Origin of the sequence: Aurantimonas litoralis (genome assembly GCF_026153195.1) — a bacterium.
Lineage (GTDB): Bacteria > Pseudomonadota > Alphaproteobacteria > Rhizobiales > Rhizobiaceae > Aurantimonas > Aurantimonas coralicida.
Genome location: NZ_JAPFBM010000005.1, coordinates 64,871 through 79,453, shown reverse-complemented (window position 1 = coordinate 79,453; position 14,583 = coordinate 64,871). Strand labels below are relative to the sequence as shown.

Annotated in this window: 14 protein-coding genes; 4 read left to right on the top strand and 10 right to left on the bottom strand. The window is 66.4% G+C overall.

What is annotated here, in order from left to right; translation table 11 throughout:
• Positions 1-9: 9 nt before the first annotated feature.
• Positions 10-420, bottom strand: coding sequence for a hypothetical protein (locus N7I30_RS12330; RefSeq protein WP_370196724.1), 411 nt, complete (start codon positions 418-420; stop codon positions 10-12).
• 289 nt (positions 421-709) lie between these two features.
• Here N7I30_RS12330 and glgX point away from each other — a divergent pair, with 289 nt between their 5' ends.
• Complete coding sequence (glgX, locus tag N7I30_RS12325; protein WP_024350721.1) at positions 710-2,944, top strand: glycogen debranching protein GlgX; 2,235 nt, start codon at positions 710-712, stop codon at positions 2,942-2,944.
• 27 nt (positions 2,945-2,971) lie between these two features.
• On the opposite strand, the gene N7I30_RS12320 is transcribed toward glgX, so the two are convergent.
• The 7 genes from N7I30_RS12320 to N7I30_RS12290 all read right to left on the bottom strand — a co-directional run bounded on the left by N7I30_RS12320 (position 2,972) and on the right by N7I30_RS12290 (position 9,944).
• On the bottom strand, positions 2,972-3,223 hold the full coding sequence (locus tag N7I30_RS12320) for a DUF3329 domain-containing protein (RefSeq protein WP_187390057.1): 252 nt from the start codon (positions 3,221-3,223) through the stop codon (positions 2,972-2,974).
• Between the two features lie 63 nt (positions 3,224-3,286).
• Positions 3,287-4,564 carry a TRAP transporter large permease gene (locus N7I30_RS12315; RefSeq protein WP_498639193.1) on the bottom strand — a complete coding sequence of 426 codons (1,278 nt, stop codon included), beginning with the start codon at positions 4,562-4,564 and terminating at the stop codon, positions 3,287-3,289.
• Entirely contained in the window at positions 4,564-5,115 is a 552-nt protein-coding gene (locus tag N7I30_RS12310) for a TRAP transporter small permease (protein WP_498639191.1), read from the bottom strand. Before N7I30_RS12310 ends, N7I30_RS12315 begins: the two co-directional genes overlap by 1 nt.
• A gap of 90 nt (positions 5,116-5,205) precedes the next feature.
• Positions 5,206-6,171: a TRAP transporter substrate-binding protein gene (locus N7I30_RS12305; RefSeq protein WP_498639189.1), complete on the bottom strand. Its 966-nt coding sequence runs from the start codon at positions 6,169-6,171 to the stop codon at positions 5,206-5,208.
• A 356-nt stretch (positions 6,172-6,527) separates the two neighbouring features.
• A complete protein-coding gene (locus tag N7I30_RS12300; protein ID WP_498639187.1) occupies positions 6,528-8,072 on the bottom strand; it encodes a tripartite tricarboxylate transporter permease in 1,545 nt (514 codons plus the stop codon).
• 9 nt (positions 8,073-8,081) lie between these two features.
• Positions 8,082-8,846, bottom strand: coding sequence for a hypothetical protein (locus N7I30_RS12295; RefSeq protein ID WP_498639185.1), 765 nt, complete (start codon positions 8,844-8,846; stop codon positions 8,082-8,084).
• A gap of 90 nt (positions 8,847-8,936) precedes the next feature.
• A complete protein-coding gene (locus tag N7I30_RS12290) occupies positions 8,937-9,944 on the bottom strand; it encodes a Bug family tripartite tricarboxylate transporter substrate binding protein (RefSeq protein WP_498639183.1) in 1,008 nt (335 codons plus the stop codon).
• 138 nt (positions 9,945-10,082) lie between these two features.
• On the opposite strand from N7I30_RS12290, the gene N7I30_RS12285 reads away from it, so the two are divergent.
• The 3 genes from N7I30_RS12285 to N7I30_RS12275 are packed head-to-tail and all read left to right on the top strand — an operon-like array spanning position 10,083 to position 12,886.
• Positions 10,083-11,102 (top strand): SMP-30/gluconolactonase/LRE family protein, encoded by a 1,020-nt coding sequence (locus N7I30_RS12285; protein ID WP_498639181.1) that lies wholly within the window; start codon positions 10,083-10,085, stop codon positions 11,100-11,102.
• A gap of 27 nt (positions 11,103-11,129) precedes the next feature.
• A complete protein-coding gene (locus N7I30_RS12280) occupies positions 11,130-12,185 on the top strand; it encodes a Gfo/Idh/MocA family protein (RefSeq protein WP_498639178.1) in 1,056 nt (351 codons plus the stop codon).
• Positions 12,182-12,886, top strand: a complete 705-nt coding sequence (locus N7I30_RS12275) for a GntR family transcriptional regulator (RefSeq protein ID WP_024350731.1) — start codon at positions 12,182-12,184, stop codon at positions 12,884-12,886. The genes N7I30_RS12280 and N7I30_RS12275 overlap by 4 nt, the downstream gene beginning before the upstream one ends.
• A gap of 96 nt (positions 12,887-12,982) precedes the next feature.
• On the opposite strand, the gene N7I30_RS12270 is transcribed toward N7I30_RS12275, so the two are convergent.
• Positions 12,983-13,309: a putative quinol monooxygenase gene (locus N7I30_RS12270; protein WP_498639175.1), complete on the bottom strand. Its 327-nt coding sequence runs from the start codon at positions 13,307-13,309 to the stop codon at positions 12,983-12,985.
• The gene (locus N7I30_RS12265) at positions 13,306-14,394 is read right to left on the bottom strand and encodes an isocitrate/isopropylmalate dehydrogenase family protein (RefSeq protein ID WP_498639173.1); all 1,089 of its coding nucleotides are present in this window, start codon (positions 14,392-14,394) and stop codon (positions 13,306-13,308) included. The genes N7I30_RS12270 and N7I30_RS12265 overlap by 4 nt, the downstream gene beginning before the upstream one ends.
• Positions 14,395-14,583: the final 189 nt, after the last annotated feature.

The following is a 14,583-nucleotide window of genomic DNA, read 5'->3' as shown; positions in this document are numbered from 1 at the left end:
GAGCGGCGTCTAGGGCAGGATCTTCTTCAGCGCCTGATCGATCAGCGCGTTGGCGATCTGCATCCGGGTCGTTGCCTGGACGGGAAAGTCGTGGCCGTAGCCGTCGGGATGATTGCGCCGGGCAAAGCTGCGGCGCACGCCCTGCAGTTCGGCGGCCGTCATGCCCGGGCGCAGCCCGAGTTCGTCGAGGATCACAGCCGGATCGACGCTCGGCGGCTGCGCCGCGTCGGGCAGATCCATCGGCTCCGGCGTCACCGGCTTCTTGCGGGCGCCCCCGGCCGTGGCCGAGCGGGGCGGAACGATGCGGGCGAAGGCCGACCAGAATCCCGGCGAACTGCGAGGACCCGCGCCATTCTGGGCCAGTGCGGCTTCGGCGGTGGCGACCTCGTCGAGGATCTGTTCAAAACTTGGGGCGGGCATCGTCGGTCACTCGGTTCATTGCGTGCCGATCGTCGCCGGAACCGATGAAGCGCCCGTTAAGTGGGCGATACCCGTGTCCCGTAATGGTTATCGGGACCTGTTCCGCCGATCGTCAAAGACGAAACACGCGGCGGCGACGGAAGTTGCGACGTTCCCTCAATGCCGCGGCGATAGCCGGCAACATGGTTACCTCCCGGTTCACGGATTTGCACATGAGCGCCCATGCGCGCGGAACCGGACCGCGGGGTCCGGCGTTGCTGCCTGCCTTCTTACCCAGGAAACCAGATACATGATCGACTCGCCCAGGCAGTCCGCCCCGCAAGTGCAGCAGCGCGCCGTGGTCCGCGAAGGGCGGCCCTTCCCTCTGGGCGCCACGTGGGATGGTCTCGGCGTCAACTTCGCCATCTTCTCGGCCAACGCCACCAAGGTCGAACTCTGCCTGTTCGACGACGACGGCGTCACCGAGCGCGAGCGGATCGAACTGCCCGAATATACCGACGAGGTCTGGCACGGCTATCTGCCGGAAGCGCGTCCGGGCACCGTTTACGGCTTCCGCGTCCATGGCCCCTACGAGCCCGAGGCCGGCCACCGCTTCAATGCCAACAAGCTGCTGATCGACCCCTATGCCAAGCAGCTGGTGGGCAATCTGGAATGGGGCCCGGAGCTGTTCGGCTACCAGCTCGACCATGCCGACAAGGACCTGTCCTTCAACGACCAGGACAGCGCGCATCTGATGCCCAAGTGCCGGGTCATCGATCCGGCCTTCACCTGGGGCTCGGCGACCCATCCCATGGTGCCGTGGGAGCGCACGATCACCTACGAGATGCATGTGAAGGGCTTCACCAAGCTCAACACCCGCATTCCCGAGGCCGAGCGCGGCACCTTTGCCGGTCTCGCCCATGCGCGCGTCGCCGAATATCTGCGAGCGCTCGGCGTCACCTCGGCCGAGCTCCTGCCGATCCACGCCTTCGTCGACGACAGCTACCTGATCGAGAAGGGGCTGAAGAACTACTGGGGCTATAACAGCCTCGCCTTCTTCGCCCCGGCACCGCGCTATCTCCAGACGCCGTTCGTCAACGAGTTCAAGGAGATGATCAACCAGTTCCACAATGCCGGCATCGAGGTGATCCTCGACGTGGTCTACAACCACACCGCCGAAGGCAACGAACTGGGCCCCACGCTCTCCCAGAAGGGCATCGACAACGCCAATTACTACCGGCTGCTGCCCGACCAGAAGCGCTACTACATCAACGACACCGGCACCGGAAACACGGTGAACCTGTCGCATCCGCGGGTGCTGCAGATGGTGGCGGATTCGCTGCGCTACTGGGTCAACGAAATGCGCGTCGATGGCTTCCGCTTCGACCTCGCCACGATCCTCGCCCGCGAGCCGCACGGCTTCGACGAGGGCGGCGGCTTCCTCGACGTGTGCCGCCAGGACCCGGTGCTGAGCCGCGTCAAGCTGATCGCCGAGCCGTGGGACATCGGCCCGGGCGGCTATCAGGTCGGCCAGTTCCCGCCGGGCTGGGCCGAGTGGAACGACAAGTTCCGCGACACGGTCCGCTCCTACTGGAAGGGCGACGACGGCGTGCTGCCGGAGTTCGCCCGCCGCATCTCGGGATCGGGCGACCTCTTCAACAGCCGCGGCCGCAAGCCGTGGGCGAGCGTCAACTTCATCACCGCCCATGACGGCTTCAACCTGAACGACCTCGTCTCCTACAACGACAAGCACAACGAGGCGAATGGCGAGGACAACAACGACGGCCATTCCAACAACCATTCCTGGAACCACGGCGTCGAAGGTCCGACCGACGATCCGGAGATCCAGGAGCTGCGCGAGCGCCAGAAGCGCAACATGCTAGCGACGCTGCTCCTGTCCCAGGGCACGCCGATGATCCTGGCCGGCGATGAGTTCGGCCACACCCAGGACGGCAACAACAATTCCTACGCCCAGGACAACGAGATCAACTGGCTGGACTGGAACAACATCAGCAAGGACGGCCGGGCACTGCAGGAGTTCACGCGCAAGCTGATCGCCGTGCGCCGCGCCTATCCGATCCTGCATCGCGGCCGCTTCCTCGTCGGCGAATACAACGAGGAACTGGACGTCAAGGACGTGACCTGGCTGTCGCCGACCGGCGACGAGATGGCGCAGGAGCAGTGGGACGAGGAGGGCGCGAAATGCTTCGGCATGCTGCTCGACGGCCGTGCCCAGCCGACCGGCATCAAGAAGCGCGGCGACGACGCCACGCTGCTGATCATCACCAATTCCTACCACGACGTGGTGGAGTTCACCCTGCCCGAGGTGCCGGAAGGCAAGCGCTGGGTCTGCCTGATCGACACCAACACGCCGGATCGCACCGACGTGCCGTCCTTCAAGTTCGGTGAGGTCTTCGAGGTGACCGGGCGCTCGCTGCTCGTCTTCGTTCTCAGCCAGGAAGACCGGCAGCCGAAGAACCTGCGCGAGGCGATCGGCGCGATCCTCGACATCAAGGAGCGGCCGCTGGACATCTCGCGGCCCTGAGGGCGGCGCGGGCCACGGCCCGTCGCATCAATCCGGCTCGTTCGCGCCTTCCGGCGCGTGCGGGCCGGTGTCGTTCTTGGCGCCCTTTGCGGCGTTCGGATCGTAGGTGACGAAGAAGGTCCAGATCGCCCAGACCGCCGCGGCGGCGGTGACGATGCCCCAGAAGGACGCGGCGTGGAACCACTCCAGCGCCGACCAGCCGATCAGCGACGCGACCAGGCAGACCCGCACCCAGAGCGGGCGATAGAACGGGTGCGCGGCCTCGTTGCTGCTCATCATCTGCGAAAAGTCCTCATCGTCGCTGCATCGTGACAGGCCGGCCGACCAGACCGGCCGCCAACGTCATCCACCATAGCCGAGCGCCGCCGGCAGGGCGAGGGTGAGCTGGGGAACGTAGGTCACCAGCAGCAGCACCACGACCAGCGGAATGAAGAACGGCACCAACGCACGGGCGAGCTGCGTGACCGGTAGCTTGGCGACATCCGCCACCACGAAGAGGCACAGCCCGACCGGGGGCGTGATCAGGCCGATCATCAGGTTCAGCACCATGACGACGCCCAGATGCAGCGGGTCGACGCCGAGCAGCGTCGCCGAGGGCAGCAGCACCGGTGCGAGCATGATGATCACCGGCGCAGAGGCCATGAAGCAGCCGAGACCGAACAGGATGAGGTTCACCAGCAGCAGGAAGACCCAGGGTTCGGCGGAAAAGCCGATGATCGATTCGGCCAGATGGATCGGCACCTGCTCGGCGGTCAGGATCCAGCCGAGCAGCGCGCTGGCGGCGATGATGAACAGGACGTTGGCCGAGCTGCGGGCAGTTTCCATCACCAGTTCCGGCACGTCGCTCCAGCGCACGGTGCGATAGACGAACTTGCCGAGGATGAAGGCGTAGAGAACCGCGAAGGCACCGGCCTCGGTCGGCGTGAAGACACCCCCCAGAATGCCGCCGATGATGATCACCGGGGTCATCAGGGCAAGGAAGGCATGGATGAAGGACGCGCCGAGTTCGCCGAAGCCGAAGGGCTGCGAGCGGCCATAGCCCCGCTTCATCGAATAGAAGGCGACCATCACCATCAGCGCGCCGCCCATCATCAGGCCGGGCACCAGCCCGGCGGCGAAGAGCCCGCCGATCGAGACGCCGGCGGTCAGGCCGTAGATGACGAAGGAGATGCTGGGCGGGATGATCGGCCCGATGGTCGAGGAGGCGGCGGTCAGGGCGGCGGCGAATTCGACGTCGTAGCCGTCCTCCTTCATCGCCTTGATCTCGATCTTGCCGAGCCCGCCGGCGTCCGCCACGGCCGAGCCGGACATGCCGGCAAACAACATGCTGGCGACGACGTTCACATGGCCAAGGCCGCCGGGCACGGCGCCGACGATCGCCTTGGCGAGGCGGAAGATGCGGTCGGTGATGCCGGCATGGTTCATCAGCTCGGCCGCCAGCATGAAGAACGGGATCGCCAGCAGCGGGAAGGAATCGATGCCGGTCGCCACGCGCTGGGCCGCGATCAGCGGGTCCATGCCCATGACCAGCACCACGTAGCCGAGGCCGACGACCACCATGACGGCGGCAATCGGCATGCCGGCCGCCAGCAGCAGGAAGAAGACGAGAAGATAGGTCATTACTGATCCCTCAGATCGCGGGACGCGGTCGGATCGTCGGGACGGACCTCGCCACGCAGGGCGTAGCGGGCGTCGTGGACCGCGTGGATCACAAGGTGCAGGACAAGGATGCCGACGCCGGCCGGCAGGCTGAGATAGATCGCCGAATAGGGGATCTTCAGCGCCGTCGAGGTCTGGTTGGCCGCCAGCCCCATCAGCCGGATGCCGAGCCAGGCGAGATAGGCGAAGCCGAGCGCCGCGATCAGCTGCATCAGCGCCGAAAGCGCGAGGCGCAGGCGCGGCCGGGCGAGGACGAGAAAGGCATCGACCTTCATCAGGCGGCGCCCGGCAGCCAGATGCGCCGCCGTCATGAAGGTCACCCAGAACAGCGAGATCTGGGCGACCTCCTCGGTCCAGCCGAGGGAATAGCCGAAGAAATAGCGCGAGATGACCTGCAGCCAGGCCGACGAGACCATGGCGAGAAAGGCGAGGATGATGACGAACGCGACCAGCCGGTTGAGCAGGGCGAGCGCGCGCGCCGGGCCCGGCCGGTCGGCGGTGGACAGGGACATGGTTCGCCTCTCAAGCGGTCGCGGATATGTCTCAGACAAGCATTCGGCGGCGCGCGGCAGGCCGGGGCCGCCGCGCGCCGCCGCGTTGCATCACATGGATTTGGCGGCTTCGAAGACGTCGTTGCCGATGACCTCGCGATAGGCCTCGTGGACCTCTTCGGCGCGTTCCTTGAAGCCGGAGACGTCCGGGTCCTCGACGATGGTCATGCCCTTTTCACGCAGCAGCGCGACATACTCGCCGCTGATCTTGCTCATCTTCTCGGCATGCCGGGTCTCGGCATCGGCTGCCGCGTCGACGATGACCTGGCGGTGCTCCTCGCTGAGGCTGTCGAGGAAGCTCACGCTGGCGTTCAGGAAGAGCCGCGTCTGCATGTGGTTGGTCAGGGACAGATTGCCGGCGACCTCGTAGATCTTCCAGTCGTGCATGACCTCGATCGGGTTCTCCATGCCGTCGACCGTGCCGGTCTTCAGCGCCAGGAAGAATTCCGACGAGGACAGCGGCGTCGGCTGCACGCCGAAGGCCCGCCAGGTGTCCATGTAGATGTCGATGCGCGGCACCCGGATCTTCAGGCCCTGGATGTCGTCGACCGAATTCACCTCGGTCTCCTTGGTGGACAGGATGCGCGGGTTGCGGTTGAGGAAGGCGAGCGTGCGCACGCCGGCCTGTTCGGCCATGTCCTCGGTCCAGCCCTTGGCGGTGTCGCTGGCGAGGAAAGCGTTCAGGTGGTCCTGGTCACGCCAGAAGAAGGGCAGGTTGATGATCGACCATTTCGGATAGAAGTTCGAGACGATCTCGCCGTTGAGGGCGAGCTGGGTCAGTCCGCCCTGCAGCTGCTCGAACACCTCGCGGTCCTTGCCGAGGGTGGAGTTCGGGAAGATCTTGATGGTGATCTCGCCGCCGGTCTCCTCCTTCACCTGCTCGGCGAACTCGACCAGTGTCTCGTGGCGCGGATCGTTGATCGGTGCGAGATGCGCCAGATTGATCTCGCGGGCATCGGCCTGCGCCGTCAGCGCACCGCCCAGAAGCAAGGCCATCGCGGCCGTCATCATCTTCATGGTCATCTCTCCTCCCTAGAGCCAGTGGACCGCATATTCGAAGAGCGGACCGGCACGATGTGTGCTGCTGGCCGCCTTCGCGCTCCCCGCGATCCGGCCCGCACTATGGTCGCATGCCAGCGCATTCGTCAATGCATACGTTAGATTGTACGGAAAGAATGCGCAGTGGACCAGGAGGGTTCGGCGCTCCAGCGGCCTTCATTTGCCGCGCGGAGGCGCACAGGACGAGCACCATCATCGATCGGCGATCGTCGCGTGACGCCCTCGTCGCTACAGCGAACATATGGCGACGGACCGCCCCTCAGGCGCAGGCGGCGGCCTCCGCCATCGACGACTGAGCGGCATCAACCGGTCGCTCAGTCGCGGTTCCGGATCCGCGAAAAGGCCCGACCCAGCCATGCGTTCTGCCGTTGGCGCAGCCGGCGATAGGCCGGAAGCTGGACCAGCACCATCAGGACGATGGCGAGGATCAGGATCAGGCTGACCGGACGGGTGAAGAAGCCGGTGACATCGCCCTGCCCCACCATCAGCGCACGGCGCAGATTGGTATCGGCCATCGGCCCGAGGATCACCCCGATGACCAGCGGCGCGATGGGATAGTCCATCTCGGTCAGAAGGTAGGCGGCAAGCCCCACCAGCACCATCAGGTAGAGATTGAAGACGCTGAGACCGAGCGCGTAGGAGCCGAGAACGCTGATCACGGCGACGACCGGCATGAACAGGGTCACCGGGATGCTCAGCACCCGCACCACCTGGCGGGCGAGGAAGATGCCGTTCAGCCACATGGCGAGCGAGGCCAGCACCATGATCGCGGCCAGCTCGGTCAGGAAGGTCGGACGCTCGATGGAGACCATCGGCCCCGGCGTCAGGCCGTGCAGCATCAGCGCGCCCAGCAGCATGACCGCCGGCGGGCTGCCGGGAATGCCGAGCGTCACCAGCGGGATCAGCGCACCGCCGATGCAGGCATTGTTGGCGGTTTCGGCGGAGATCAGGCCGGCCGGTTCGCCCTTGCCGAACTCCTCGGGGGTCTTCGACATGCTCTTGGCGGTGCCGTAGGAGACCCAGCCGGCGATGTCCTCGCCGATGCCGGGCACCGCGCCGATGCCGACGCCGATCAGGCCGGACCGCACGATATGGCGCAGATTGCCGAAGATGGTGCGGAAATCGGGCAGCACCCGGCCGACCTTCTGAATCGGGCCGGCGACGTGCCGCTCCTGCAGCGACCGGATGATCTGCGGCACGGCGAAGGCGCCGATCAGCACCGGCACCACCTCGAGGCCGGAATCGAGCTCCGGCAGGCCAAAGGTGAAGCGCGGAAAGAACATCAGGAGGTCACGCCCGACGGTCGACAGCGCAAGACCGATGAAGCCGGCGATCCAGCCCTTCAGGACCAGGTCCGGGCTGGTCAGGGTGCCGGAGATCAGGATGCCGAACAGGGCCAGGACGAAGAATTCGTAGGAGGTGAACTGCAGCGCCAGTTCGACGATCAGCGGCGCCGAGACGACCAGCGCCAGCATGCCGATGACGGTGCCGATGAAGGAGGCGGTGGTGGTCAGTCCCAGCGCGCGGCCGCCATCGCCGCGCCGCGCCATCGGATAGCCGTCGAGGGCCGAGGCGGCGGAGGCAGCCGTGCCGGGAATGTTCATCAGGATGGCGGAATAGGAGCCGCCATAGACCGCGCCGACATACATGGACAGGAGCGCGATCAGCGCGACGTCGAGGTCGAAGCCGTAGGTCAGCGTTGCCAGGAGTCCCACGCCGAGAGTTGCCGTCAGCCCGGGCAGCGCCCCGAAGACGATCCCCAGAAGGCTCGATCCGATGAGGAGCGCCCAGTTGGACGGGCTCGCCAGGAGCGCGCCGAGGGCCGCGAAGAACGAGCCGAAGGTGTCGAGGAGCCACATGGAGATCGCCTAGAAACTGGAGCGGAGCAGCGCCCGGACATGGTCGCTCGCAACGATCGTCAGCCCCTCGTGGGGAAGCGGCACCAAGAGTCCGTATTTGAAGACGATGCCGAGGATCAGCGGCGCGAGGAGGCTGAGGCCGACGCATTGCCTTGCATGGCGCGCGGCATCCTTCGGCGTGCGGGTGGCGCACAGAAGCGCGGCGCAGGCGGCCAGAACGGCCAGCCAGAGGAACGCGTCGACGATCAGCGCGGCAGGCGTTCGCACGCCGGTCTCCAGCCCGAGGAGCGCCGCCCCGCCGACCGCGAGGGACACGCCGAAGAACAGCGCCAGGATGAGCCGGGTCGCAGGGGCCGCGGTCAGATGGAAGAGCGTGGTGAAGGCCAACAGGAACAGCGCCGTTGCGGCGACGAAGTCGACCCGCGGCACGAGGGCGTAGACATAGAAGACGATGAGCGCCGCGATCAGCCAGAAGGTGGCGCTGCGCTCGGACATGCGGCTAGGCGCCATCTGGCGGATCGACGCCAGCGCCGCGGCGGCCCCGCCGGCGCGGCGGGCGCGGGCCAGCAGCATCAGGCTCAAGACGATCAGGCCGGTGGCGACGATGAGTGGAAACAGCGCCGGCGACACGTACCAAGCGTTGCGCACGCCGGCGTAGCTGCCCTGCAGGGGATAGGTCAGCGACCGGGCCAGCATCGCCGTGGCGCCGGCCAGAATGGCGAGCCCGGCCCAGAAATCGGCGCGAGCGTCCTTGAGCGAGCGATCTCGATCCATGCCCTGCGGCACTCCTCACATTGCCGGGAATGCCGGGGGCAAGGCGGCCTGGCCGCATCGCCCCCGGTGATGGTCCTGTCGGGCTGCCGGTTACGGGCGCGGAATTCCCAGTTTCTCAGGGCTGACCGTCGTCGCGCCGAGATCCTCGAGCGTCCAGGCGAACAGCGATTCCAGCCGGTTCATCTCGGCACTCGCCTTTTCGCCGGTGAGGCCAGACAGGGTGTAGTGGTTGTCCGCCGCCCATGCGACGACCGCGTCGGTGGCCATGGCCGCATCAAAGGCGCTGACCAGCTTGGCCTTGACGTCGTCGGGCGTGTCGGCGCGCACGGCGAGGCCGATCGCCTGCTTGACCGGCAATGTCTCGGTCAGGCCCGGATAGGTGTCGAAGGCCGACGGCACGGTGCCGATGTCGGGTAGCTCCGTCGCGTCCGCCGTCAGCATGGCGAGCGGGCGCAGACGCTTGGCCTGGATGAGCTGCTGCTGCTCGGCGAGCGAGGTGACGACCAGCGTGACCTCGCCGGAAATCGCCGCGTTCTGGGCCGGGGCCGAGCCGGTATAGGGGATGAAATTGAACTCCGTCCCCGTTCCCTTCTGCAGGGCCAGGAGGTTGAGATGGTGGATCGAGCCGGCCGCACTGGCGCCCGCGCGAATGGTGCCGGGGGCCTCCTTGGCGGCGGCAATGAGCTCGTCGAGGGTCTGGTACGGGGCGTTTGCCGAGACCGAGATGATTTCCGGCGAGCCGCCGACGAGGAAGAAGTCCCAGACGTCCATGCGCTGGTCCCAGCCGCCCTGGATGCCGGCCGTCACGACGGATTCCGAGATGCCGGCCAGCGTGTAGCCGTCGGCGGGCTGGGAATGGACGTAGCTCATGCCGACCGAGCCGCCGACGCCGCCGGTGCGGTTGGAGACGTTGATATTGACGCCCAGCCCCTCCTGCATCTCGGCCGAGATCAGCCGGTTCAGCGTGTCCGTTCCGCCGCCGGCGGCCCAGACGACGACGTTGGAGATGTCGCGATCCGGGTAATCCTGCGCCATTGCGGGCATTGCGAGGGCCCCGGCGAGCAGCGCTGCCGCGCCTGCACTTTTCCAGTCAAGCATCTGATTTTCCTCCCATGAGACGTTCCACTCGGTATTCCTCCGACCTCCCAGTCGGAGCAATCTCTGCACATTGTATGCGCTTATGTATTAGTCTACTGATAGGGTACTGCTCTTTTATATCCTTGTCGAGGTCGCCTGATGCTCAGTCTTTCCGGGATCGCTTCTCACGGCCACGGGCTGAACCGTCCGGAATGCGTCCTTGCCCATGCGTCAGGGCACTTGATCGCCGCCGACTGGACCGGTGGTGGCGGCGTCTCGATCATCGAGCCGTCGGGGCGGGTCAGCCGGCATCTGGCGCAGAATCCGCCCCGGCCGCTGCGGCCGAACGGCATCGCGCTGGAGCGCGGCGGCAGCCTGTTGCTGACCGAGCTCGGCGTCGACACCGGCGGCGTCTGGCGGCTTCACCCGGACGGCACGGTGGACCCGGTGCTGCTGGAGGTGGACGGCACGCCGCTGCCGCCGTCCAATTTCGTGCATCTGGATGCGGCCGGCCGCATGTGGGTGACGGTCAGCACGCGCATGAATCCGCGCCATCTGGCGGCGCGCGGCGACGTCGCCGACGGCTTCATCGTCCTCGTCGAGAACGGACATGCGCGGATCGTCGCCGACGGGATCGGCTTCAGCAACGAATGCCTCGTCTCCCCGGACGGCCGCCATCTGTACATCAACGAGACCTTCACCCGGCGCCTGACCCGCTTCAGCATCGCGGAGGGGAAACTGGAGGCGCGGCAGGTGGTGGCGCAGTTCGGCCCCGGAACCTATCCCGACGGCATGACCTTCGACGCGGAAGGCCATCTGTGGATCACCAGCATCGTCAGCAACCGGGTCATCCGGGTCAGCCCCAACGGCGACCAGACCCTGATGCTGGAAGACTGCGACGCCGATCACGTCGCCTATGTCGAGGCGGCCTATGCGTCGAAAACCATCGAGCGCTCGCATCTCGACACGATGAAGAGCAAGAAGCTGCGGGCGATCTCCAGCCTCGCCTTCGGCGGGCCCGACCTTCGGACCGCCTATCTCGGCTGCCTGCAGGGCGAGGCGATCGCCAGTTTCGAGAGCCCGGTGGCCGGTCTCGCGCCGCTGCACTGGTCGCTGCCGATCGATGCGCTGGAGCGGCGGATCGCCGACCTGCCGACCGTTGCCCCGAACCCGTCCTGATCCTGAATGCCGAGGAGCCCGAGACCCATGAGCACACTGCGCGTTGCGACCATCGGCGCCGGCTATTTCAGCCGTTTCCACCATGATGCCTGGTCGCGCATCGAGGACGCTTCGCTGGTCGCGGTCTGCGACCAGGATGAGGGAAAGGCGCAGGACTATGCCGAGCGCTTCGCCGTGCCCGCGGTCTATACCGATGTCGACGCGATGCTCGAGGTCGAGCGCCCCGATCTCGTCGACATCATCACCCCGCCGCACACCCATCTGGACCTGATCCGCAAGACAACGGCGCGCCGCATTCCGACGATCTGCCAGAAGGCCTTCTGCACCAGCGTCGCGGAAGCCGAAGAGGCAACGCGGATCGCGCGAGAGGCGGACACCATGCTGGTGGTGCACGAGAATTTCCGCTTCCAGCCCTGGCACCGCGAGATCCGCCGCCAGATCGAGGCCCGGCGGATCGGCAGCGTCTACCAGGCCAGCTTCCGCCTGCGGCCCGGCGACGGACAGGGCCCGCGGGCCTATCTCGATCGCCAGCCCTATTTCCAGAAGATGGAGCGCTTCCTCGTCCACGAGACGGCGATCCATTTCGTCGACACGTTCCGCTATCTCTTCGGCGCCGTCGAGGCGGTGATGGCACGGCTGGTGCGCCTCAATCCGGCGATCGTCGGCGAGGATGCCGGCATCATCCTGTTCGAGTTCGCGAACGGCGCGCGGGCCATGCTGGACGGCAACAGGCTGGGCGACCATCAGGCCGACGACCGCCGCCTGACCATGGGCGAAATGCTGGTCGAGGGCTCGGACGGCACGATCCGGCTCGACGGCTACGGACGGCTGTTCTTCCGCGCCTTCGGCAGCAATGACGAGAGCGAGATCGCCTATGAGCGCAACATGGAGGGGTTCGGCGGCGACAGCGTCCTCGCCCTGCAGCGCCACGTGGTGGACCATCTCCTGCGCCAGACACCTGTCGTCAACGCGGCAGCGGACTATCTGGCCAATCTGCGGATCGAGGCGGCCATCTATGCCTCCGCCCGCGACGGAATGCTAAAGACGGTCCAAGATGATTCTCATGCGGAAGGTGCCTTGTGACAGTGGCGACAGAGACTGGAACGCCCGCTTCCGTCGCGGAGGAGCGGATCTCCTATGCCGAGCGTGCGTATCGTGAGATCCGCAGGCTGATCCTGAACAACGAGATGCCTGCCGGCACCCACGTCCTGGAAAAGGAACTGTCGGTTCTTCTGGAGATGAGCCGCACGCCGATCCACGAAGCCATGATCCGCCTCGCCGAGGAAGGCATGGTCGAGATCAAGCCGCGGCACGGCATGCGGGTCCTGCCGGTCTCGGCCGACGACATGCAGGAAATCTACCAGATCCTGACGGCGCTGGAATCGGAAGCAGCCGAGGAAATCGCCCGCGAGGGTGTCGCCGACGAGGCGATGAAGGCGATGCGCCAGGCGGTGGACGACATGGACGCCGCGCTCAAGAGCGACGATCTCCTGGCCTGGGCCCAGTCAGACGACCATTTCCATCGCCTGTTGATGGAAAACTGCCCGAACCGGCGCCTGCGGGCACTGGTCTCGCAGTTCCTCGCCCAGTCGCACCGGGTCCGCATGCTCACCTTGCGGCTTCGTCCCAAGCCGGTGGGATCGAACGAGGACCATGAGGCGTTGCTCGACGCGATCGAGCGCCGGGACGCCGATGCCGCCCGGCAGATCCACCGCGAACACCGCTTCCGCAATGGCCGCATGCTGGTCGGCCTGTTGCGCGATTACGGCCTGACCCAGCTCTAGCCGGCGGCGGACGGCGCACGGACCAGCGGCCGCCCGTCTCAAGAGAATGGGCGTGGCTTGCCCCCTCGCCCGCCACGCCCCGTCGCAGCCGGGCGATTAGCCCGACGCGCCAGCCAACAGCGTGAGCTCGGTCACGCGCTTGCCCGTCACCATGTCCCCCGACGCCGCGTCGAAGGTCTTGAAATGCGACGAGGCCAGATGGGCGTCGAACGCCGTGCGGTCGTCATAGACTTCGTAGAGGACAATCCCGTAGGCGTCGCCGGGCCGCGCGCAGACGTCGAAAACGCGGCAGCCGGGCTCGTCCGACAAAGAGCGGCGGGCGTTCTCGACGATCAACTTCTCGAAAGCCGGACCGGACCCGTCGGCAACCGCGAACTCCACGAGAATGACGTAGGGCGCGTCGGCCGCTTTGGCTTCGCTCATTTGGCAGCCTCGATTTCCGCGATGACCGCGCGGGTGATATCGGCGGTACCGTTGCTGCCGCCAAACTCGAAGGGCCGAATGCGCTCGGCATAGGCCTTGTCGATCGCCGCCTCCAGGATCAGCGACGCATCGGTCAGCGCGTCCAGCTTGTGGCGGGCGCCCAGCCAGTCGAGCATCATCGCGGTCGACAGGAGCATGGCGGTCGGATTGGCCTTGCCGGTGCCCACGATGTCCGGCGCACTGCCGTGGCTCGGCTGGAACAGCGCATGCTCGTCGCCGATCTCGGCGCAGGGTGCCAGCCCCATGCCGCCGACGAGACCACCGCCGAGGTCGGAGATGATGTCGCCGAACATGTTCTCCATGACCATGACGTCGAAGTCCCAGGGCTTGCGGATCAGATCCAGCGCCGTCGCGTCGACATAGGCGGAATCGGCGTCGACGCCGGGGAAGTTCTTGGCCCGCTCGTTGAAGATCTTGCGGAAGAAGGCCATGGCGACGAAGACGTTCGACTTGTCGACGCAGGTGACGCGGCCGGTCTTGCCGCGCAGCCGCTGGCGCCGCTCGGCGAGGCGGAAGGAGAAGTCGAACAGCTTCTCGGAGGTCGAGCGCGTGATGACCATCGTCTCGCGGGCGACCTTGTCGTCCTCGACCGTGCCCTTGCCGCGGGAGTAGAACAGCCCCTCGGTGGATTCGCGAATGATGACGAGGTCGATGTCCTTGGCGCGCGGATCGGCCAGCGGGCTCGGCGTGTTCGGCAGATGGCGGACCGGGCGGACGCCGGCATAGAGGCCGAATTCCCGGCGCATCTCCAGATGCGGGGCGATCTCGGTGCCGTCGGGATAGCGAATGTCGGGCAGGCCCATGGCGCCGAACAGGATCGCGTCGCAGGACCGTGTCGCGTCGGCGGCCTCGTCGGTCAGGGCGATGCCGGTTTCCTTGTAATAGGCCGCGCCGCCTGGGTGCTGGTGGCGCACGAGACGAAAGCCGCAACGCGCCTCCAGAGCGTCCAGAACCGCCAGACCGCTGTCCATCACCTCGACTCCGATCCCGTCACCGGGAAGGACCACGATCTCCAGATCACTCATTCGGACACTCCTGTCGCCACTGCTTTCCTTGTGATCAGGCGTAGCCCCATTCAATGCATGCGTCAATGCATGCATTGTTGTCGCGGTCATGAATTTCCGATGCGCCGCGCGTCGGGGCAGCGCCTGAGCGCGTTTGGTTAGCCGGATTCAGCGCATGTCCCGAAGCCCTCGCGTCGGGTCGCATGCCTG

What these genes read in the sequence shown, in the direction of transcription:
- N7I30_RS12270 (WP_498639175.1), bottom strand. Translation starts at nt 13,309, where the DNA reads ATGAGCGAAGCCAAAGCGGCCGACGCGCCCTACGTCATTCTCGTGGAG.
- N7I30_RS12280 (WP_498639178.1), top strand. Translation starts at nt 11,130, where the DNA reads ATGAGCACACTGCGCGTTGCGACCATCGGCGCCGGCTATTTCAGCCGT.
- N7I30_RS12330 (WP_370196724.1), bottom strand. Translation starts at nt 420, where the DNA reads ATGCCCGCCCCAAGTTTTGAACAGATCCTCGACGAGGTCGCCACCGCC.
- N7I30_RS12265 (WP_498639173.1), bottom strand. Translation starts at nt 14,394, where the DNA reads ATGAGTGATCTGGAGATCGTGGTCCTTCCCGGTGACGGGATCGGAGTC.
- N7I30_RS12285 (WP_498639181.1), top strand. Translation starts at nt 10,083, where the DNA reads ATGCTCAGTCTTTCCGGGATCGCTTCTCACGGCCACGGGCTGAACCGT.
- N7I30_RS12310 (WP_498639191.1), bottom strand. Translation starts at nt 5,115, where the DNA reads ATGTCCCTGTCCACCGCCGACCGGCCGGGCCCGGCGCGCGCGCTCGCC.
- N7I30_RS12305 (WP_498639189.1), bottom strand. Translation starts at nt 6,171, where the DNA reads ATGAAGATGATGACGGCCGCGATGGCCTTGCTTCTGGGCGGTGCGCTG.
- N7I30_RS12315 (WP_498639193.1), bottom strand. Translation starts at nt 4,564, where the DNA reads ATGACCTATCTTCTCGTCTTCTTCCTGCTGCTGGCGGCCGGCATGCCG.
- N7I30_RS12290 (WP_498639183.1), bottom strand. Translation starts at nt 9,944, where the DNA reads ATGCTTGACTGGAAAAGTGCAGGCGCGGCAGCGCTGCTCGCCGGGGCC.
- N7I30_RS12295 (WP_498639185.1), bottom strand. Translation starts at nt 8,846, where the DNA reads ATGGATCGAGATCGCTCGCTCAAGGACGCTCGCGCCGATTTCTGGGCC.
- N7I30_RS12300 (WP_498639187.1), bottom strand. Translation starts at nt 8,072, where the DNA reads ATGTGGCTCCTCGACACCTTCGGCTCGTTCTTCGCGGCCCTCGGCGCG.
- glgX (WP_024350721.1), top strand. Translation starts at nt 710, where the DNA reads ATGATCGACTCGCCCAGGCAGTCCGCCCCGCAAGTGCAGCAGCGCGCC.
- N7I30_RS12320 (WP_187390057.1), bottom strand. Translation starts at nt 3,223, where the DNA reads ATGATGAGCAGCAACGAGGCCGCGCACCCGTTCTATCGCCCGCTCTGG.